The following is an 18,073-nucleotide window of genomic DNA, read 5'->3' as shown; positions in this document are numbered from 1 at the left end:
CGCTTTCTCGAACAAACACAGGCGCGTAGCTCAGCTGGTTAGAGCACCACCTTGACATGGTGGGGGTCGTTGGTTCGAGTCCAATCGCGCCTACCAATTTTCCATTGCCAGATGGAATGCAAAAAGCCTTCTGATCACTCAGAAGGCTTTTTTGTTTGTGCGTTCTCCCTGTGGTCTTGCCTTGGCCTGTCTTGTGATCGAACATGCATCACTTTGGGAGACATGGATGATCAAGACAGTTTCGCCCGAGGCGGCCGCGTCGGCCAGCGCATTGATCAACCAGCGCATTGCCGAGCTGGGCGACTGGCGCGGCGAGGTGCTGGCGCATGTGCGCCGGCTCTTCGTGCAAGCGCTTCCGGACGCGGTGGAAGAGTGGAAATGGTCGGTGCCGGTCTGGTCGTGCAGCGGCATTCTGTGCACGGGCGAGGCCTACCAATCGGCCGTGAAGCTCACCTTTCCCAAAGGCGCATCGCTGGCCGACCCGCAGCACCTGTTCAACGCCAGCCTTGAAGGCAAGGTGCGCCGTGCCATCGATATCCGCGAGGGCGAGGAGATCAATGCGCAAGCGTTCAAGGACTTGGTGCGCGAGGCAGCCGCCCTCAACGAGACGGCAGCCAGGAAGAGGTCGCCGAAAGGATGAAGGTCCGCGCTCAGGTGCCGATGCCGGCCTGTGCCTGCAGGTAATCGTTTTGCAGCAGGTACATGCGGATGGCGTTGCGGTACTGGCCGTTGGCGAAGAACTCGTCGATCAGCACGCCTTCCTGCACGAAGCCTATGCGCGCGTAGATGTGGATGGCCTTCTCGTTTTCCTGGTCCACATGGAGAAAGATCTTGTGCAGGTTGAGCGTCTTGAAGCCATAGTCCAGCGCCAGCCGCGTTGCCTGGGCTGCGATGCCCTGGCCTTGCTGCTCGGGGGCGATGATGATCTGGAACTCGGCGCGCCGATGGATCAGGTCGATCTCCACCAGCTCGACGAGACCGGCGCGATCGCCCTGGTGCTCGACGATGAAGCGGCGCTCGGTCTGGTCGTGCACGTGGGCGTCGTAGAGCGCGGAAAGCTCGTCGAAGGTCTCGTAAGGCTCCTCGAACCAGTAGCGCATGATGGCGGCGTTGTTGTTGAGCAGATGCACGGAGCGCAGATCTTCGCGCTCCAGGGGTCTCAGGCGGATGCTGTGATTCATGCGCTCATTGTGCGAGAGCCGCGGTATCCGGCTGCAGGCCACGGATTACCAGCCGGTAGATCAGGTCGGCCGCCGTGTCGTAGTCGTCGGCGGTCAGTTCCGGCCGGCCCAGCAGCAGCGCGAACTGGGCCTGCTGGTCGGCATAGGCCTGGGTCACGGACCAGAGGATGAACATCAGGTGGGTGAAATCCACGCGGGCAATCTTGCCCTGCGCCACCCAGCGCTCGAAGGCCTGCACGTCTGCCGCCAGCGCCGGGCCCACCTGACTCGCTATGGCCTGTCCGAAGCGGGGCGCGCCGGCCATCACCTCGCGCGTGAAGACACGGGAGCCATGGGGCCGTTCGCGCGAGGACTGCAGCTTGGCCCGGATGTAGATGCGCAGGGCCTCCGCAGGGTCGTCGCCCCGCAGCAGGTCGGACATGCCGGCCAGCCACTGCGTCAGCACGTCGCCCAGCACGCGCAGGTACAGCTCCTCCTTGCTGGCGAAGTAGTACAGCAGGTTGTGGCGGCTCAGGCCGGCGTCGTGCGCGATCAGTTCCAGCGATGCGCCTTCGAAGCCGTATTGCGCAAAGTGCAGTTCGGCCGTCTGCAGGATGTTCAGTTCCTTGCGCAGGCGTGCAGCCGTGGGTTTGCGCGTGGCCGATCGCGCCAGGGAAGGGGGCGCATTGTCAGAAAGGGTTGCCATTGCGCAGATGGTAAGTCGGGATAAGTGGCGCCATTTTGGTGCGATTGTCTGGCATCTTTCTTGCTGACGACTTTCTGGGTGATTTTACTGATTGGTAAATTTTTTCACCCGCGTAAATTCCGTTCCACCCCCAGTGCGCCCGACAAGAGGCGTCACTCACACATGCGAGGACCACGATGAAACCTCCGAAGACTGTGTTGTTGGATCCGGGGCCGTTCAGGAGTCCTTCCTGCGGCCCGCCTTGCGTTGTCCGAGATGGCCTGGCGTGCACCTGCATGCCGCGGCCCCTTTCACGCCCTCAATCCTGACTCTGGAGGATGCACCATGGATAGCTCCGCGCAACGCGCCTGCGGCATTGCCGCCGGCCGACTGAACCTGGCCGATTACGCGGCCAATTTCTCCGACGCCCATCCCGCGCTGAACCGCGCCCAGGCCTTGATCGAGGCCGAGCGCTGCTACTACTGCTATGACGCGCCGTGCACCACGGCCTGCCCCACCAGCATCGATGTGCCAGCCTTCATTGCCCGCATCGCCCAGGACAACGTCCGTGGCGCGGCGCGCGAGATCCTGACGGCCAACCCGCTGGGCGGCATGTGCTCCCGCGTCTGTCCCACGGAGCAGCTGTGCGAGCAGGCCTGCGTGCGCAACACCCAGGAAGACAAGCCGGTCGAAATTGGTGCGTTGCAACGCTATGCGACCGATGCCTTCATGGCCTCCGATGGTGCACCGCTGTTCCAGCGTGCCGCCGCCACGGGCCGCAAGGTGGCCGTGGTCGGAGCTGGCCCTGCCGGCCTGACCTGCGCCCATCAGCTGGCGCTGCAGGGCCACGAGGTGGTGCTGTTCGACGCCCGGCCCAAGCTGGGCGGGCTCAATGAATACGGCCTGGCCAGCTACAAGACTCCCGATGATTTTGCGCAAAAGGAGATCGACTGGCTGCTGTCCGTGGGCGGTATCACGCCGCGCAACAACCAGCGGCTGGGGCGAGATTTCACGCTGGATTCGCTGCTGGCGGCGCATGACGCCGTATTTCTCGGCCTGGGCCTGGCGGGCGTCAATGCGCTGGGCGCGGCCGAGCCGCAAGCCGAGGGCTTGTGCAATGCGGTGGACTTCATTGCCGACATCCGCCAGGCGGCCGACAAATCCACGGTGCCGGTGGGCCGGCGCGTGGTGGTGATCGGCGGTGGCATGACGGCGGTGGATGCATCCGTGCAGGCCCGGCTGCTGGGCGCCGACGAGGTCACCATGTTCTACCGCCGGGGCAAGGATGCGCTGTCCGCCTCCTGGGTGGAGCAGGAATGGGCGCAGACCCATGGCGTCAACCTGCGGCTGTGGGCTGCGCCCCAGGAGATCCTGGTGCAGGACGGCAAGGTCTGCGGCGTGCGCATGGCCTGCACCCGCATGGAGGGCGACAGGCTGCAGGTGACGCAGGAGGTGTTCGACGTGCCGGCCGACATGGTGCTCAAGGCCATTGGCCAGACCTATGTCGCCACGCCGGCGGGCGCGGCCATTGCCTTGCGTGACGGCCGCATCGACACCGACGACGAAGGCCGCACGAGCGTGCCGCGCGTGTGGGCCGGCGGCGACTGCCGCGCCGGTGGCCAGGACCTGACCGTGCAGGCGGTGGAGCACGGCAAGGTCGCCGCGCGAGCCATGCACCAGGCGCTGACCAGCGCCGTGGCGGCCGGGGTTTGAGCGGCTGTGCCCGCGCTTTTCAAGGAGCATCGACATGGCAGACATCAGCAGCCGCTTTCTGGGCATTTCCAGCCCCAATCCGTTCTGGCTGGCCTCGGCACCGCCCACGGACAAGGAGATCAACGTCACCCGCGCATTCGAGGCCGGCTGGGGCGGCGTGGTGTGGAAGACGCTGGGCGAGGACCCGCATGTGGTCAACGTGAACGGGCCGCGCTACTCCACCCTCATGGCGCAGGACCGGCGCGTGATGGGCCTGAACAACATCGAGCTGATCACCGACCGGCCGCTGCGCACCAACCTGGAGGAGATGACCCGCGTGAAAAAGGCCTGGCCTGACCGCGCGCTGATCGCCTCGCTGATGGTGCCCTGCGTGGAGGAAAGCTGGAAGCGCATCCTGCCCATGGTGGAGGGCACCGGCGCCGACGGGCTGGAGCTGAACTTCGGCTGCCCGCACGGCATGAGCGAGCGCGGCATGGGCGCGGCCGTGGGCCAGGTGCCCGAGTACATCCAGATGGTCACGCAGTGGTGCAAGCAGTACAGCCGGCTGCCCGTGATCGTGAAGCTCACGCCCAACATCACCGACGTGCGCTTTCCGGCGCGGGCGGCCAAGGCCGGCGGCGCGGATGCGGTGTCCCTGATCAACACCATCAACTCGCTGATGGGCGTGAACCTGGACACCCTGGTCATGCACCCCAGCACCGACGGCCAGGGCTCGCACGGCGGCTACTGCGGCCCGGCCGTGAAGCCCATCGCCCAGAACATGGTGGCCGAGATCGCGCGCGACCCGCAGACGGCGGGCCTGCCCATCTCGGGGATCGGGGGCATCACCACCTGGAAGGACGCGGCCGAATACATTGCGCTGGGATGCGGCAATGTCCAGGTGTGCACGGCGGCCATGGTCTACGGCTTTCGCATCGTGCAGGACATGTGCGACGGGCTGTCCAACTACATGGACGCGCACGGCTTTGCGCGCATCGAGGACTTCCAGGGCCGGGCCGTGCCCACGGTCAGGGACTGGAAGGACCTCAACCTCAACCACATCGACAAGGCCGTCATCAACCAGGACAGCTGCATCCAGTGCGGGCGCTGCCATGTGGCCTGCGAGGACACCTCCCACCAGGCCATCACCTTCAGCAAGGAGGGCGGTGTGCGCCGGTTCGAGGTGGATGACACCGAATGCGTGGGCTGCAACCTGTGCGTGTCCATCTGCCCCGTGCCCGAGTGCATCACCATGCGCAGCCTGCAGCCGGGCGAGGTGGACCCCCGCACCGGCCAGACGGTCACCGGGGAGTATGCGAACTGGACCACGCATCCGAACAACCCCATGCGCCAGGCCGTGACGGCGCAGGGCTAGAGGGGCATTGCGGCAGGTCGGCGCACGGCCCGGATCCGGGCCGACCTGGCACGAAATGCGCTTGATGGAAAAGGTCAGACCCTGGATCAGCAATGGATTGGTGATTTCTCTTTTCGAGAAGGAGCTTCGCAATGTCGCATGCCCCGCATTCCGGTGAGTCCACAGGCAGCCTGTGGAACCACGACCTCGCACCCACGCTGCCTAGCCAGCGCACCTGGACCTGGTACCACTTCGCCGCCCTGTGGATAGGCATGGTGATGTGCATCCCGGCATACACCTTGGCCGCCAGCATGATCACGAACGGAATGTCGTGGTCGCAGGCGGTGATGACGGTGTTCCTTGGCAATCTCATCGTGCTGATTCCCATGCTGCTCATCGGCCATGCCGGGGCCAGGTACGGCATTCCCTTTGCCGTGCTGGCCCGTGCCTCGTTCGGCACCCATGGCGCCAAGCTGCCGGCCTTGCTGCGGGCCCTGGTGGCCTGTGGCTGGTACGGCATCCAGACCTGGTTCGGCGGCATGATGATCTACACCCTGCTGGGCGTGCTGCTGGGCCATCCGCTGGAAGGCGAGAAGATCGCGGGCCTGGGCATCAATGTGGGGCAGCTGGTGTGCTTTCTGGTGTTCTGGGCGATCCAGTTCTACTTCGTGGTGCATGGCATAGAGTCCATCCGCAAGCTGGAGACCTGGACTGCGCCGCTCAAGATCCTGATCTGCTTCGTGCTGCTGGGCTGGGTCTACCAGAAGGCCGGCGGCTTCGGCCCCATCATGGAGCAGCCTTCGCAGTACGCGCCGGGCGGCCCCAAGGCGGGCCAGTTCATGTCGGTGTTCTGGCCGTCGCTGACGGCCATGGTGGGCTTCTGGGCCACGCTGGCCTTGAACATTCCGGACTTCACGCGCTTTGCCAAGTCGCAGAAGGATCAGGTCGTGGGCCAGGCCATCGGCCTGCCGGTGCCCATGGGGCTGCTGGCCATGCTGGCGGTGGTGGTGACATCGGGCACCGTGGTGATCTACGGCAAGGCCCTGTGGGACCCCGTCGATGTCGCCAGCCGCATGACGGGCGCGGCCGTTCTGATCGCGCTGATCGTGCTGCTGATCGACACCGTGAGCGTGAACCTGGCGGCCAACCTGGTCGGGCCGGCCTATGACTTCTCCGCCCTGGCGCCCAAGAAGATCAGCTACCGCGTGGGTGGCTACATGACGGTGGCCATTGCCATCGTGATGATGCCCTGGAAGATTCTGGAATCGACCGAGGGCTACATCTTCACCTGGCTGATCGGCTACTCGGCCCTGCTGGGGCCGATCGCGGGCATTCTGATGGTGGACTACTTCCTGGTGCGCAAAAAGCAGCTGGTGGTGGAAGACCTGTACAGGGAAGAGGGCGTCTACCGCTACTCCAACGGCTGGAACTGGGTGGCCGTGGCGGCCTTCGCCCTGGGCGTGGCGCCCAACCTGCCCGGCTTCCTGCACGCGGCGTTCCCCGCTGCATTCCCGAACGTGGGTGATTTCTTCAAGCATGCCTATGACTACGCATGGTTCATCGGCCTGTTCATTGCCGGCGTGGTCTACCGCATCGGCATGGCAGGCCAGGTGACCAAGGGCGCACCCGCGCTGAGCAAGGCATAGGCCGGACCAACCAACAGGAGGCATGACGCTATGGGTCAATCACAGGGTTCGGTATGGGTGCGTGGCGGCACGGTGGTGAATGCAGACCGGCAGGAGAAGGCCGATGTGCTGTGTGTGGATGGGGCGATTGCGGCCGTGGGGCCGGATGTGGCGGCCCTGGTGCCGGCCGGGGCGCAGGTGATCGATGCCTCGGGGCAGTTCGTCATGCCCGGCGGCATCGATCCGCACACCCACATGCAGCTGCCCTTCATGGGCACGGTCACGGCCGATGACTTCTACACCGGCACGGCGGCGGCGCTGGCCGGTGGCACCACCAGCATCATCGATTTCGTCATTCCCGATCCGCAGGAGCCGCTGCTGGACGCCTACCGCAAATGGCGTGGCTGGGCCGAGAAGGCTGCGGCCGACTACTCCTTCCACGTGGCCGTCACCTGGTGGAGCGACAGCGTCCATGCCGATATGGGCACGCTGGTGCGCGAGGAGGGCATCAACAGCTTCAAGCACTTCATGGCCTACAAGAATGCCATCATGTGCGACGACGAAACCCTGGTGAACAGCTTCAAGCGCGCGCTGGAGCTGGGCGCCATGCCCACGGTGCATGCCGAAAACGGCGAGCTGGTCTACCTGCTGCAGCAGGAAGTGGCCAAGATGGGCATCACCGGGCCCGAGGGCCATCCGCTGGCCCGTCCGCCCATGGTGGAGGCCGAGGCGGCCAACCGCGCCATCGCCATCGCCGGCGTGCTGGGCGTGCCCATCTACGTGGTGCACGTCAGCTGCACCGAGGCGGCGCAGGCCATTGCCGCTGCCCGAGCGCGCGGCCAGCGTGTGTATGGCGAGGTGCTGGCCGGCCATCTGGTGATCGACGAAAGCGTGTACCGCGACCCCGACTTCGCCAAGGCCGCCGCCCACGTGATGAGCCCGCCCTTCCGCGCCAAGGGCCACCAGGAGGCCTTGTGGCAGGGCCTGCAGTCGGGCCAGCTGCACACCACGGCCACCGACCATTGCACCTTCTGCGCCGCGCAGAAAGCCATGGGCCGGGACAACTTCGCCAAGATCCCCAACGGCACCGGCGGCGTGGAAGAGCGCCTGGCCGTGATCTGGGATGCGGGCGTGAACACCGGCCGGCTGACGCCCAGCGAATTCGTGGCCATCACCTCGGCCAACACTGCCCGGCTGTTCAACATCTATCCGCGCAAGGGCCTGGTCGGCGTGGGGGCCGATGCCGATCTGGTCGTCTGGGACCCTGCCGCCACCCACACCCTGTCAGTCAAGACCCAGCATTCCAAGGGCGACTACAACATCTTCGAGGGGCGCACTGTGCAGGGCATGCCCAGCCACACCATCAGCCAGGGCGTGGTGGCCTATGCGCAGGGCGATCTGCGCGCCGAGATGGGCAAGGGGCGCTATATCAAGCGCCCGGCCTTCGGCCCCAACTTCGACGCGGTGCAGCGCCGCGCCGCCACGCTGCAGCCCACGGCCGTGGCGCGCTGAAGCCCGCATGACAAGGAGACCGCAATGGATACAGATACCCAAGTGAAGCAGGACATCGCGCAGCTGCGCGTCAACGGAAGCCGGCTGTGGGATTCACTCATGGAGCTGGCGCAGATCGGCGCCACGCCCAAGGGCGGCGTCTGCCGCCTGACGCTGACCGACCTGGACCGCCAGGGCCGTGATCTGGTGACCCGCTGGGCGCGCGAGGCGGGCATGACGGTGACCATCGACAAGATCGGCAACGGCTTCATGCGCCGGCCCGGGCGCGACAACAGCCTGCCGCCCATCATGACGGGCAGCCACATCGACACCCAGCCCACGGGCGGCAAGTTCGACGGCAACTACGGCGTGCTGGCGGGGCTGGAGGTGGTGCGCACGCTCAACGACCACGGCATCGAGACCGAAGCGCCCATCGAGGTGGCCTTCTGGACGAACGAGGAAGGCTCGCGCTTCGTGCCGGTGATGATGGGCTCGGGCGTGTTCGCCAAGGCCTTCACGCTGGAGCATGCCTATGCAGCCACCGACTCCGAAGGCAAGACCGTCAAGGGCGAGCTCGAGCGCATCGGCTATGTGGGCAGCCAGGAGCCGGGCGACCACCCGATCGGCGCCTACTTCGAGTCCCACATCGAGCAGGGCCCGGTGCTGGAGGACAACGCCAGGACCATTGGCGTGGTCACCGGCGTGCTGGGCATCCGCTGGTACGACTGCGTGGTCACGGGCATGGAGGCCCATGCCGGCCCCACGCCCATGGCCCTGCGCAAGGATGCGCTGCAGGCCGCCGCGCAGCTCATGCAGGAAGTGGTGGCCTGCGCCCACCGCCATCCGCCGCACGGGCGCGGCACCGTGGGCATGGTGCAGGTCCATCCCAACAGCCGCAACGTGATCCCGGGGCAGGTCAAATTCAGCATCGACCTGCGCAACGCCACCGATGCCGACTGCGAAGCCATGGACGCCGACATCCGCGCCGTGGCCGACCGCATCAGCCGGGAAACGGGTCTGCCCATAGCGATCAACCTGGTGTCCAGCTACCCCGCCCAACCCTTCCATGCCGACTGCGTGGATGCGGTGGCGCGCGCCGCCAAGGCCCTGGGCTACTCGCACATGCCCGTCGTCTCGGGCGCCGGGCATGATGCGGTCTACATGGCGCGGCTGGCACCGGCCGGCATGGTGTTCATCCCCTGCAAGGACGGCATCAGCCACAACGAGATCGAGGACGCCACGCCCGCGGACATCACCGCAGGCTGCAATGTGCTGATGCACGCCATGCTGGAACGCGCCAGGGTGCTGTGATCGGAAAAACTGCGCAACTTGCCCGGAAGCCCTGTTTTGCACTGCTATACTTGCGGCTTCAACAAACGACAGGCGCGTAGCTCAGCTGGTTAGAGCACCACCTTGACATGGTGGGGGTCGTTGGTTCGAGTCCAATCGCGCCTACCAAACAAAGCAGTCTCACCAGGGGCTGCAGAAAATCCCGCTTCAAGCGGGATTTTTTTTTGCCCGGACGGCGGCAAGGCAGCCATTCGCTCTGTCGCATGCGTTGATCACCATCAGGGTTACTGCTGCGCCAGGTGCTGTGTGCGCTGCCTAGAATCTGTTGCAGTGCAATAGATCAATTGCCCGTACAAGCACGTACAAGAGGAGAAGCATTGCAATGCAAGAGACGACAACAGCCGCCGCCCCCAGCGCCCAGCGCGTGATCAAGAAATACCCCAACCGCCGTCTCTACGACACCAACACGTCCTCCTACATCACGCTGACGGAAGTCAAGCAGCTGGTGATGAGCAACGAGCCCGTGGTGGTCAAGGACGCCAAGAGCGGCGAAGACCTCACGCGCAGCATCCTGCTGCAGATCATTCTGGAAGAAGAGGCCGGCGGCGCGCCCATGTTCTCCGAGACCGTGCTGGCCAACATCATCCGTTTCTACGGCCATGCCATGCAGGGCTACATGGGCTCCTACCTGGAAAAGAACGTGCAGATGTTCACCGACTTCCAGAACAAGCTGGCCGAGCAGGCCCAGGGCACCTCGCCCGAGGCCTGGAGCCAGTTCATGCGCATGCAGCCGCCCGCCATGCAGAACATGATGAGCAGCTACATGGAGCAGTCGCAGAACATGTTCACCCAGATGCAGGACCAGATGCAAAAGCAGACCGAGCAGATGCTGGGTGCGCTCGGGATCAAGCGCAATAGCTGAGCTTGCAGGGATAAGTTCAGGGGCGGTTTACCAAGTTCTCGCAGAACTGGGACAATATCGCCCCTATGACCCCCACGAGCGACGCAACAACCATGACAACCCCTGCCGGCGCGGCCGCTCCGCGCGTGGGCTTCGTGTCTCTTGGGTGCCCCAAGGCACTCACGGACTCCGAACTCATCCTTACCCAGCTCAGCGCCGAGGGTTACCAGACCTCCAAGACCTTCGAGGGCGCTGATCTGGTGATCGTCAACACCTGCGGTTTCATCGATGACGCCGTGCGCGAGAGCCTGGACACCATTGGCGAGGCGCTGGCCGAGAACGGCAAGGTCATCGTCACGGGCTGCCTGGGTGCCAAGGCGGGCAAGGATGGCGGCAACCTGATCCAGGAAGTGCACCCCAGCGTGCTGGCCGTGACCGGGCCGCACGCCACGCAGGAGGTGATGAACGCCGTCCACACCCATCTGCCCAAGCCGCACGATCCCTTCATCGACCTGGTGCCGGGCGCCTTTGGCGAGGCGGGCATCAAGCTCACGCCCAGGCACTACGCCTACCTGAAGATCTCCGAGGGCTGCAACCACCGCTGCACCTTCTGCATCATCCCTTCCATGCGCGGCGACCTGGTCTCGCGTCCCGTGGGCGATGTGCTCAAGGAGGCGCGTGCGCTGTTCGAGGGTGGCGTCAAGGAACTGCTGGTGATCAGCCAGGACACCTCGGCCTATGGCGTGGATGTGAAGTACCGCACGGGCTTCTGGGACGGAAAACCGGTCAAGACGCGCATGCTCGAACTGGTGCAGACGCTGGCCGAGATCGCCGAGCCCTATGGCGCCTGGGTGCGCCTGCACTATGTCTACCCGTACCCCAGCGTGGACGAGATCATTCCGTTCATGGCCACGGGCCGCGTGCTGCCCTATCTGGACGTGCCTTTCCAGCACAGCCATCCCGATGTCTTGAAGCGCATGAAGCGCCCCGCCAACGGCGAGAGGAACCTGGAGCGCCTGCAGCGCTGGCGCGAGATCTGCCCGGACCTGGTGATCCGCTCCACCTTCATCGCGGGATTCCCCGGCGAGACCGAGCAGGAGTTCGAGCACCTGCTGCAGTTCCTGCGCGAGGCGCAGATAGACCGCGCGGGCTGCTTTGCCTACAGCCCGGTCGAAGGCGCTGCCGCCAACGAGATTCCCGGCATGCTGCCCCTGGAGGTGCGTGAGGAGCGCCGCGCGCGCTTCATGGCCGTGGCCGAAGAGGTTTCCACTGCGCGCCTGCAAAAGCGCGTGGGCCAGACCATGCAGGTGCTGGTGGACAAGTCCGTGGGCCTGGGCAAGAAGGGTGGCGTGGGCCGCAGCTATGCCGATGCCCCCGAGATCGACGGCCTGGTGCACCTGCTGCCGCCCGAGAAGGCCAGCAAGACCTACAAGGTGGGCGACTTCGTGAAGGCGCGCATCGTGGGCACGCAGGGCCACGACCTGGTGGGCCAGCCTGTGTAAGGCCTGCATTCGCATCCCTGAAAAGCGGGCAAGGTTTTCCTTGCCCGTTTTTTTTGTCCTTGATGGTCCAAGGCCTGATTTTGATCAAGGCGTTCAGGTCGCTTCGCTGAAATGCTGTACCTACTTTGACGCAAAGAAAGGATGGCGCGAATGAACAGGACCATGAAGGCCGCCGTGGTGCGGGAGTTTGGCAAGCCGCTCACCATCGAGGAAGTCCCGGTGCCCAGGCCCGATCCCGGCCATGTGCTGGTGAAGATCGAGGCCTGCGGCGTCTGCCATACCGACCTGCACGCAGCGCAGGGCGACTGGCCCGTCAAGCCCAATCCGCCTTTCATCCCCGGCCACGAAGGCGTGGGCTATGTGGCCGCCGTGGGCGCGGGCGTCACCCATGTGAAGGAGGGCGACCGCGTCGGCATTCCCTGGCTGTACACGGCCTGCGGCCATTGCGAGCATTGCCTGGGCGGCTGGGAGACGCTGTGCGAGCAGCAAAAGAACACCGGCTACTCCGTCAACGGCGGCTTTGCGCAGTACGCGCTGGCCGATGCCAATTTCGTGGGCCTGCTGCCCGGCAGCGTGGACCTGATCGAGATCGCACCCGTGCTGTGCGCGGGCGTCACCGTCTACAAGGGCCTGAAGGTCACGGACACCAAGCCCGGCAACTGGGTGGTGATCTCGGGCATCGGCGGCCTGGGCCACATGGCCGTGCAGTACGCCAAGGCCATGGGCCTGAACGTGGCGGCGGTGGACGTGGATGACGACAAGCTGGCGCTGGCCAGGCGCCTGGGCGCACAGGTCACGGTCAACGCCATGACCACGGACCCTGCGGCCTACCTGAAAAAGGAGATTGGCGGCGCACACGGCGCCCTGGTGACGGCGGTATCGCCCAAGGCCTTCGAGCAGGCGCTGGGCATGGTGCGGCGCGGCGGCACGGTGTCGCTCAACGGCCTGCCGCCCGGCAGCTTTCCGCTGCCCATCTTCAACATGGTGCTCAGCGGCGTGACGGTGCGCGGCTCCATCGTGGGCACGCGGCTGGACCTGCAGGAGTCTCTGGACTTCGCGGCCATGGGCAAGGTCAAGGCCACCGTGTCCACCGACCGGCTGGAGAACATCAACGACATCTTTGCGCGCATGCATGAAGGCAAGATCGAAGGGCGCGTGGTGCTGGACCTGAACGCCTGACGCCTTGCCCACCCCAAAAAAACAGGCTTCCCTCGGGAAGCCTGTTTTGCATGGCGCACGCCTTACACCATGCGGCGGATGGGGCGCTTCTTCCAGACCAGCTTGTAGTAGGCGGTCTGAAGGCACAGCGTCAGGGTGTAGGACAGCGGAAGCGCCATCCAGATCCCCATCAGCCCGAAGCTGCGGCTCAGCCACCAGGCCATGGGCAGCTCCAGCACGGCGAGCACCGTGATGGTGATGGCCGTGGGAATGATCACATCGCCGCTGGCGCGCATGATGGACGACAGGGCGATGAAGCAGCCCAGCAGCAGGCCGCTCCACAGCACGATGTACAGTAGCTCGATGGCCAGCACCAGCACCTGCTCGTCGGTGATGAACATGCCCAGCAGCGGCCGTGCGAACAGGCTGCCGATCAGGGCCAGTGCGGCGCCCAATGCCAGGTTCATGCGAATGGCTGTGGCCGTGATGGCTCCCAGGCGCTCGCTGCGTCCCGCGCCGATGGCCTGGGCTCCGAGGATGGAGGCCGTGATGGCCACCGAGATCACGGGAAACTGCGCAAACGAGTTGATCTGGTTGACCGCGCCATAGGCGGCCGTGGCGCTGGAGCCGAAGCCGTTGACCAGCGACACGACGACCAGCCCGGCCATGGACGAGGCAATCATCTGCACGCCCGTGGGAATGCCCACGCGCAGGATGCTCTTGAGCAGGGTCCGGTCGATGCGCATGGCCTTCCACAGCGCGGCATTGGGCGCCAGCGGGCTGCCGATGCGGCGCAGCCGCCAGCCCAGCCAGGCCAGCGCCAGGGTGAAGCCCAGGATCATGGACACGCCCGCGCTGGCCACGCCCAGGCGCGGCAGACCGGCCCAGCCCGCGATCAGTGCCGGGGTGCAGGCCAGGCCCGTGCCCGTGGAGATCAGCAGGGCCAGCATGGGCGAGACCGTGTCGCCCACGCCGCGCAGCAGCGAGGTGGCCAGCAGGAACACGAACAGCCCCGGCATGCCCAGCAGCACGATGCGCGAGTACAGCGTGGCCTGCTCCATGATGTCGGGCGGCGTGCCCAGCAATCGCATCAGCGGCTCGGTGAACAGCCCGCCGAACAGGGCCACGATGGCGCCGAACAGCAGCCCTATGCACATGGCCGTGCCCGCAATCGCGCGCAGCTTGTCATGCATGCGCGCGCCGTAGGCCTGGCCGATCAGCACCGAGGAGCCCGCGCCCAGGCCGATCACGAAGGCGATGAAGAGGAACATCACCGGAAAGAAGGCTGCGACGGCGGCCAGCGCCTGCACGCCCAGCATCTGGCCAATGAAGACGCTGTTGATGGTGCCCGACAGCGATTGCAGGATGTTGGCCAGCACCATGGGGCCCAGGAACACCAGAAAGGTGCGCCACAACGGCTGGCTGCCGGCAATGGGCGGCCCGCCGTGGCTGGATGCGGCAGGCGCGGCGGCCTGGGGCAGGGGTTCGGTTGGTTTCGTCATGTTGTGTCTGGTAATGCGACGAGAAAAGCAGTGAGGTCGGGCCGGGTCAGGTCTTCAGTCCTGGGCTGGCGCCGCAGGTGAGTCCGCCCACACGGGGCCGCCCAGTTGCTGCAGGTAGCTTCGCACATCCTCGGGCCAGGTGGCGGTGTGCTGTGCAAAGGCTTCGGCCTGGCGTGCAAACAGGGCGCGGCTGGCGTCCTCGAAATGGGGCAGGTCGCCCGCCATCTCGCTCATGAAGCGGTAGACGGCTTCGGTGGCGGCGCGCACGGCATCCTGTACGGCGTGCTTGCCGCGCGCCTCGTCCACCAGCCTGCGCAGTGCGCCGGAGGCGCCGCCGGGCTGGCGGTTGAGCCATTCCCAGTGCCGTGGCAGCAAGGTGACTTCGCGTGCCACCACGCCCAGTTTGGGGCGGCCCACGCTGCGCGGGGCGGCGGCTTGACCGGGTGCGGGCGATGCGGCCAGTTCGCTGCGCCAGTCCAGGTCCAGCCGCATGCCGCTGTGGTCGTCGAAAACCCACAACGGCGGTGCCGATCCACTGCCCTGCGCCTGTTGTTCATGGCTTTGCAGGAACTGCAGGACGGCAGGCCTGTCCCCCTGGAGCAGACGGCCATGGCCCTGGAAGATGGTGTAGCTGGGTGCGGGCTCGGCGCCCGCCATGCAAGAGTCGGTAGTCATGCGGCAGATATTAGCCGGGTAAAATTCGCAAGTCAATTAAATCCGGGTAAATATCTGCGTGGATACCGCGCGCCCAAAGAAAAAGCCCCTGGCAGAGACTGCCAGGGGCTTCGCAGAGGGAACTGCAAGCGTTGTTTAGACGCGCTTGCGGTATTCGCCCGTGCGGGTGTCGATTTCGATCTTGTCGCCCTGGCTCACGAACAGGGGCACGGGCACTTCGAAGCCGGTGGCAATCTTGGCAGGCTTGAGCACCTTGCCCGATGTGTCGCCCTTGACGGCGGGTTCGGTCCAGGTGATTTCGCGTTCCACGGAAGTGGGCAGCTCGCAGGAGATGGCCTTGCCGTCGTAGAACACGACTTCGGCTTCCATGCCGTCTTCCAGGTAGTTGATGGCGTCACCCATGTTGGTGGCTTCCACTTCGTACTGGTTGAAGTCGGCATCCATCCACACGTACATCGGATCGGCGAAGTAGGAGTAGGTGCACTCCTTCTTGTCCAGGATCACGTTGTCGATCTTGTCGTCGGCCTTGAAGACGACTTCGGTGCCCATGTTGCCCAGCAGGGACTTGAGCTTCATGCGGACGGTGGCGGCGCCGCGGCCACCGCGAGCGTATTCGGTCTTCAGGACGATCATCGGGTCCTTGCCGTGCATGATCACGTTGCCGGCGCGGATTTCTTGAGCGATTTTCATAGCTTGCTTGGCTGAGGTTGAGCCGCTCAACAGGGCAGGCAAGCGAAGTCGCTGGGACGGTGCGCCTGCCGCAGTTCCGCGGCGGGTGCAACCCTGGTTGGTCGATGGCGGCCGGCTGGCGGTCGCCCGCAGCGGCGCCTCCAGGGAGGCAAAACGTGCATTCTAGCTTTTTTCGGTCACGAAAGCTTGTAGCTGCTCAATCAATGGGGTCTGTTGCAGCAGCCGCAGGCGCGCCGCCTGCACGCATTCCTGCCATTGCTGCAGCAGCGCGGGCGTGATCTCGGGCAGGGTGCTTGCCGGTGCCATGCCGTTCCAGGCATGGTGGAAGGCGCGCAGGCTGGCTGGTGCCTGCAGCCAGTCAAGAAAGGCGTCGAGCTTGTCGTGATGGGCGTCGTCGTGCTGGGGATAGATGTGCCAGACCAGCGGCTGGCCCGCCCACAGCGCACGTACCAGCGAATCCTCGCCACGCACCAGGTTCAGGTCGCAGGCCCAGAGCATTTCGTCGAACTGAGGTTGGGGGCAGGGCTGCAGCGCATGCCGGGTCACCGCGCCTTGCTCCGGGGCGGGCACGCTGGCCATGGCCTGTTGCACGGCGGCGGCTGCGCGCCCCGGGGTAACCAGCAAATGCGTGGCCTGCGGCGCAGGGGGCGCTGCATGCAGTTGGGCCAGCCATTGAGGCAGGGCAGGGGGCTCGTAGCAGAACAGCGAGATGGCGCAATCGCCGGTGCCTATGCCGTGGCGTGTGCGCCAGGCCTGCCGGCCCTCGGAAGCAAAAGCTGCCTGGCGCGCGGCCAGGTCCGGCTCGCGCAGCAGGCCGCCCGTGGCGGCCGTGAAGCCCGGGTAGAAGAACCAGCGCGTCAACCCCGCCGCCGGCCCCGACATCAGCGGCGAGGGCAGGCGGTGGCAGCGCTCCACATAGTCCTCTGCCGACAGGTATTCGAGGTTGATCCACAGCGGTGCCCGGCGCGCGATGGCCGCCAGGAAGGGCGGCGGGATCTCGCAGCCAAAAGCCTCGATGACCACATCGCCCACGGCCTGCGGGATGTCCTGTGCCTGCGTGGGCCAGCCGTGCACGCTGAGCCCGGCCGGGTGCGGCCGGGGAGCCATCCAGGCCAGGGCGCTGGCGTCGTCCATCCACAGCCGCACGCGCTGGCCGCGTGAGGCCAGGTCGGCCGCCGCGCGCCAGCACACGCCGATGTCGCCAAAGTTGTCTATGACCTGGCAGAAGATGTCCCAGGTCCGTGCAACGGCCTGCTCTGGCAGAGGGGCCGGGGGGATGGGTTTGAAGGCAAGCATGGGGATCAGGGTTCGCACAGGTGTTCGACCAGCAACTGCGCCACGGGCGGCAGTGCCTCTTGCGAGCGCACGCACAGCATCAGCTGGCGCTCGGCCCAGGGCTCGTCCAGCGCAATGCAGCGCAGCGGCAGGGCGCCCAGGTACAGGCGTGCGCTGCCTTCGGGCAGGATGCCGACGCCCAGGCCCGAGGCCACCATCAGGCACAGCGCGTCATAGCCCGTCACCTTCATGCGCAGCCGGGGCTGCAGGCCCAGGTCGGCCGCGGCGCGCGTGATCTGGTGGTTGAGCGCGCTGCCCGCGTGCATGCCCACCAGGTCATGGTCCAGCACCTGGGCCAGCCGCAGCGAGCGCCGCCGTACCAGCGCATGGCCCTGGGGCACGATGACGATGAGGCGATCGCGCCGGTACGGGCGCAGGCGAATCTTCTCTCCATAGCTGCCCTGGTTGAGGATGCCGATGTCGGCCTCGTTGTCGGCCACGGCGCGCGCGATGTCGCTGCTCACCCGCTCCTGCAGGCGCACGTCCACATGCGGATGCTGGTCCAGGAAACGCTGCAGCTGGGACGGTAGGAACTGGGTGATGGCCGAGATGTTGGCCATCACGCGAACATGGCCGCGCAGGCCGCTGCCGTACTCGCGCATCTGCTCGCCGATGCCGTCCAGGTCGTTGAGCACGCCGCGCGCCATGTTCAGCAGTGCATAGGCGGCGGCCGTGGGCACGCTGCCGCGGTTGCTGCGGGTGAACAGCTCCACCTGCAGCTGGCTTTCCAGCTCGGCCAGCCGCCGGCTGGCGGCCGAGGGGGCGATGTGTTCGCGTGCGGCGGCGCGGGCGATGGCGCTTTCCTCCATCACGGCCACGAACAGGCGCAGCGAAATCGGGTCGAGTTTCATGGGGTGGCGATTATCTCCCGGCCCCGCCCGGCTGGGTTCTGCCATGCCGGTTTGCGATGGCAGCGTCGCGCTTGAGCGTTTTGCAGCGCGCGCGGACGGCGGCAAGATCGGCGCCGCGGCAATGCCATCGGAGGCTGGCCGCAGGAGACAAAGAGGAAGCGC

Annotated in this window: 16 protein-coding genes and 2 tRNA genes; 11 read left to right on the top strand and 7 right to left on the bottom strand. The window is 65.9% G+C overall.

Annotation, left to right across the window (positions count from 1 at the left end; all coding sequences use genetic code 11):
- The first annotated feature begins 19 nt into the window (after positions 1-19).
- Both IB269_RS19845 and IB269_RS19840 read left to right on the top strand, forming a co-directional pair.
- A tRNA-Val gene (locus IB269_RS19845) sits at positions 20-96 on the top strand.
- Between the two features lie 130 nt (positions 97-226).
- Positions 227-640 carry a DUF1801 domain-containing protein gene (locus IB269_RS19840; RefSeq protein WP_192368064.1) on the top strand — a complete coding sequence of 138 codons (414 nt, stop codon included), beginning with the start codon at positions 227-229 and terminating at the stop codon, positions 638-640.
- A gap of 10 nt (positions 641-650) precedes the next feature.
- Here the strand turns inward: IB269_RS19840 and speG are convergent, their stop codons facing one another.
- Together speG and IB269_RS19830 are read right to left on the bottom strand one after the other, a co-directional pair.
- Positions 651-1,181, bottom strand: a complete 531-nt coding sequence (gene speG / locus IB269_RS19835; protein ID WP_012204707.1) for a spermidine N1-acetyltransferase — start codon at positions 1,179-1,181, stop codon at positions 651-653.
- A 4-nt stretch (positions 1,182-1,185) separates the two neighbouring features.
- Positions 1,186-1,866, bottom strand: a complete 681-nt coding sequence (locus tag IB269_RS19830; RefSeq protein WP_013803152.1) for a TetR/AcrR family transcriptional regulator — start codon at positions 1,864-1,866, stop codon at positions 1,186-1,188.
- A gap of 324 nt (positions 1,867-2,190) precedes the next feature.
- Here IB269_RS19830 and IB269_RS19825 point away from each other — a divergent pair, with 324 nt between their 5' ends.
- From IB269_RS19825 to adhP, 9 genes are all read left to right on the top strand, one after another.
- Entirely contained in the window at positions 2,191-3,558 is a 1,368-nt protein-coding gene (locus IB269_RS19825; protein ID WP_192368063.1) for an NAD(P)-dependent oxidoreductase, read from the top strand.
- 34 nt (positions 3,559-3,592) lie between these two features.
- Positions 3,593-4,912: an NAD-dependent dihydropyrimidine dehydrogenase subunit PreA gene (gene preA, locus IB269_RS19820; RefSeq protein ID WP_192368062.1), complete on the top strand. Its 1,320-nt coding sequence runs from the start codon at positions 3,593-3,595 to the stop codon at positions 4,910-4,912.
- 131 nt (positions 4,913-5,043) lie between these two features.
- A complete protein-coding gene (locus IB269_RS19815; RefSeq protein ID WP_013803149.1) occupies positions 5,044-6,537 on the top strand; it encodes an NCS1 family nucleobase:cation symporter-1 in 1,494 nt (497 codons plus the stop codon).
- A 30-nt stretch (positions 6,538-6,567) separates the two neighbouring features.
- Complete coding sequence (gene hydA / locus IB269_RS19810; protein WP_013803148.1) at positions 6,568-8,028, top strand: dihydropyrimidinase; 1,461 nt, start codon at positions 6,568-6,570, stop codon at positions 8,026-8,028.
- A gap of 24 nt (positions 8,029-8,052) precedes the next feature.
- On the top strand, positions 8,053-9,318 hold the full coding sequence (locus IB269_RS19805; RefSeq protein WP_012204713.1) for a Zn-dependent hydrolase: 1,266 nt from the start codon (positions 8,053-8,055) through the stop codon (positions 9,316-9,318).
- Between the two features lie 70 nt (positions 9,319-9,388).
- Positions 9,389-9,465 (top strand) — tRNA-Val (locus IB269_RS19800).
- Positions 9,466-9,679: 214 nt separating this feature from the next.
- Positions 9,680-10,219, top strand: coding sequence for a polyhydroxyalkanoate synthesis repressor PhaR (gene phaR, locus IB269_RS19795; RefSeq protein WP_043819348.1), 540 nt, complete (start codon positions 9,680-9,682; stop codon positions 10,217-10,219).
- Positions 10,220-10,311: 92 nt separating this feature from the next.
- Positions 10,312-11,700, top strand: coding sequence for a 30S ribosomal protein S12 methylthiotransferase RimO (gene rimO / locus IB269_RS19790; RefSeq protein ID WP_016453016.1), 1,389 nt, complete (start codon positions 10,312-10,314; stop codon positions 11,698-11,700).
- 150 nt (positions 11,701-11,850) lie between these two features.
- Positions 11,851-12,879, top strand: coding sequence for an alcohol dehydrogenase AdhP (gene adhP / locus IB269_RS19785; RefSeq protein WP_012204716.1), 1,029 nt, complete (start codon positions 11,851-11,853; stop codon positions 12,877-12,879).
- A gap of 62 nt (positions 12,880-12,941) precedes the next feature.
- On the opposite strand, the gene IB269_RS19780 is transcribed toward adhP, so the two are convergent.
- The 5 genes from IB269_RS19780 to IB269_RS19760 all read right to left on the bottom strand — a co-directional run bounded on the left by IB269_RS19780 (position 12,942) and on the right by IB269_RS19760 (position 17,911).
- Positions 12,942-14,360: an MATE family efflux transporter gene (locus IB269_RS19780; RefSeq protein WP_192368061.1), complete on the bottom strand. Its 1,419-nt coding sequence runs from the start codon at positions 14,358-14,360 to the stop codon at positions 12,942-12,944.
- A 54-nt stretch (positions 14,361-14,414) separates the two neighbouring features.
- The gene (locus tag IB269_RS19775) at positions 14,415-15,017 is read right to left on the bottom strand and encodes a DUF2239 family protein (RefSeq protein ID WP_192368210.1); all 603 of its coding nucleotides are present in this window, start codon (positions 15,015-15,017) and stop codon (positions 14,415-14,417) included.
- A 153-nt stretch (positions 15,018-15,170) separates the two neighbouring features.
- Entirely contained in the window at positions 15,171-15,725 is a 555-nt protein-coding gene (efp, locus tag IB269_RS19770) for an elongation factor P (protein ID WP_012204719.1), read from the bottom strand.
- A gap of 162 nt (positions 15,726-15,887) precedes the next feature.
- A complete protein-coding gene (earP, locus tag IB269_RS19765; RefSeq protein WP_192368060.1) occupies positions 15,888-17,021 on the bottom strand; it encodes an elongation factor P maturation arginine rhamnosyltransferase EarP in 1,134 nt (377 codons plus the stop codon).
- A gap of 5 nt (positions 17,022-17,026) precedes the next feature.
- Positions 17,027-17,911, bottom strand: coding sequence for a LysR family transcriptional regulator (locus tag IB269_RS19760; protein ID WP_012204721.1), 885 nt, complete (start codon positions 17,909-17,911; stop codon positions 17,027-17,029).
- Positions 17,912-18,073 lie beyond the last annotated feature (162 nt).

The organism is Delftia sp. DLF01 (genome assembly GCF_014852125.1).
In the GTDB taxonomy this organism is placed as follows: Bacteria; Pseudomonadota; Gammaproteobacteria; order Burkholderiales; family Burkholderiaceae_C; genus Comamonas; species Comamonas acidovorans.
The sequence above is the reverse complement of the archived record's forward strand: the minus strand, read 5'-3'. Positions and strand labels throughout refer to the sequence as shown.

Bases quoted from the DNA above. Each gene is read 5' to 3' on its own strand.
- IB269_RS19840 (WP_192368064.1), top strand. From the start codon at position 227: ATGATCAAGACAGTTTCGCCCGAGGCGGCCGCGTCGGCCAGCGCATTG.
- speG (WP_012204707.1), bottom strand. From the start codon at position 1,181: ATGAATCACAGCATCCGCCTGAGACCCCTGGAGCGCGAAGATCTGCGC.
- IB269_RS19830 (WP_013803152.1), bottom strand. From the start codon at position 1,866: ATGGCAACCCTTTCTGACAATGCGCCCCCTTCCCTGGCGCGATCGGCC.
- IB269_RS19825 (WP_192368063.1), top strand. From the start codon at position 2,191: ATGGATAGCTCCGCGCAACGCGCCTGCGGCATTGCCGCCGGCCGACTG.
- preA (WP_192368062.1), top strand. From the start codon at position 3,593: ATGGCAGACATCAGCAGCCGCTTTCTGGGCATTTCCAGCCCCAATCCG.
- IB269_RS19815 (WP_013803149.1), top strand. From the start codon at position 5,044: ATGTCGCATGCCCCGCATTCCGGTGAGTCCACAGGCAGCCTGTGGAAC.
- hydA (WP_013803148.1), top strand. From the start codon at position 6,568: ATGGGTCAATCACAGGGTTCGGTATGGGTGCGTGGCGGCACGGTGGTG.
- IB269_RS19805 (WP_012204713.1), top strand. From the start codon at position 8,053: ATGGATACAGATACCCAAGTGAAGCAGGACATCGCGCAGCTGCGCGTC.
- phaR (WP_043819348.1), top strand. From the start codon at position 9,680: ATGCAAGAGACGACAACAGCCGCCGCCCCCAGCGCCCAGCGCGTGATC.
- rimO (WP_016453016.1), top strand. From the start codon at position 10,312: ATGACAACCCCTGCCGGCGCGGCCGCTCCGCGCGTGGGCTTCGTGTCT.
- adhP (WP_012204716.1), top strand. From the start codon at position 11,851: ATGAACAGGACCATGAAGGCCGCCGTGGTGCGGGAGTTTGGCAAGCCG.
- IB269_RS19780 (WP_192368061.1), bottom strand. From the start codon at position 14,360: ATGACGAAACCAACCGAACCCCTGCCCCAGGCCGCCGCGCCTGCCGCA.
- IB269_RS19775 (WP_192368210.1), bottom strand. From the start codon at position 15,017: ATGGCGGGCGCCGAGCCCGCACCCAGCTACACCATCTTCCAGGGCCAT.
- efp (WP_012204719.1), bottom strand. From the start codon at position 15,725: ATGAAAATCGCTCAAGAAATCCGCGCCGGCAACGTGATCATGCACGGC.
- earP (WP_192368060.1), bottom strand. From the start codon at position 17,021: ATGCTTGCCTTCAAACCCATCCCCCCGGCCCCTCTGCCAGAGCAGGCC.
- IB269_RS19760 (WP_012204721.1), bottom strand. From the start codon at position 17,911: ATGAAACTCGACCCGATTTCGCTGCGCCTGTTCGTGGCCGTGATGGAG.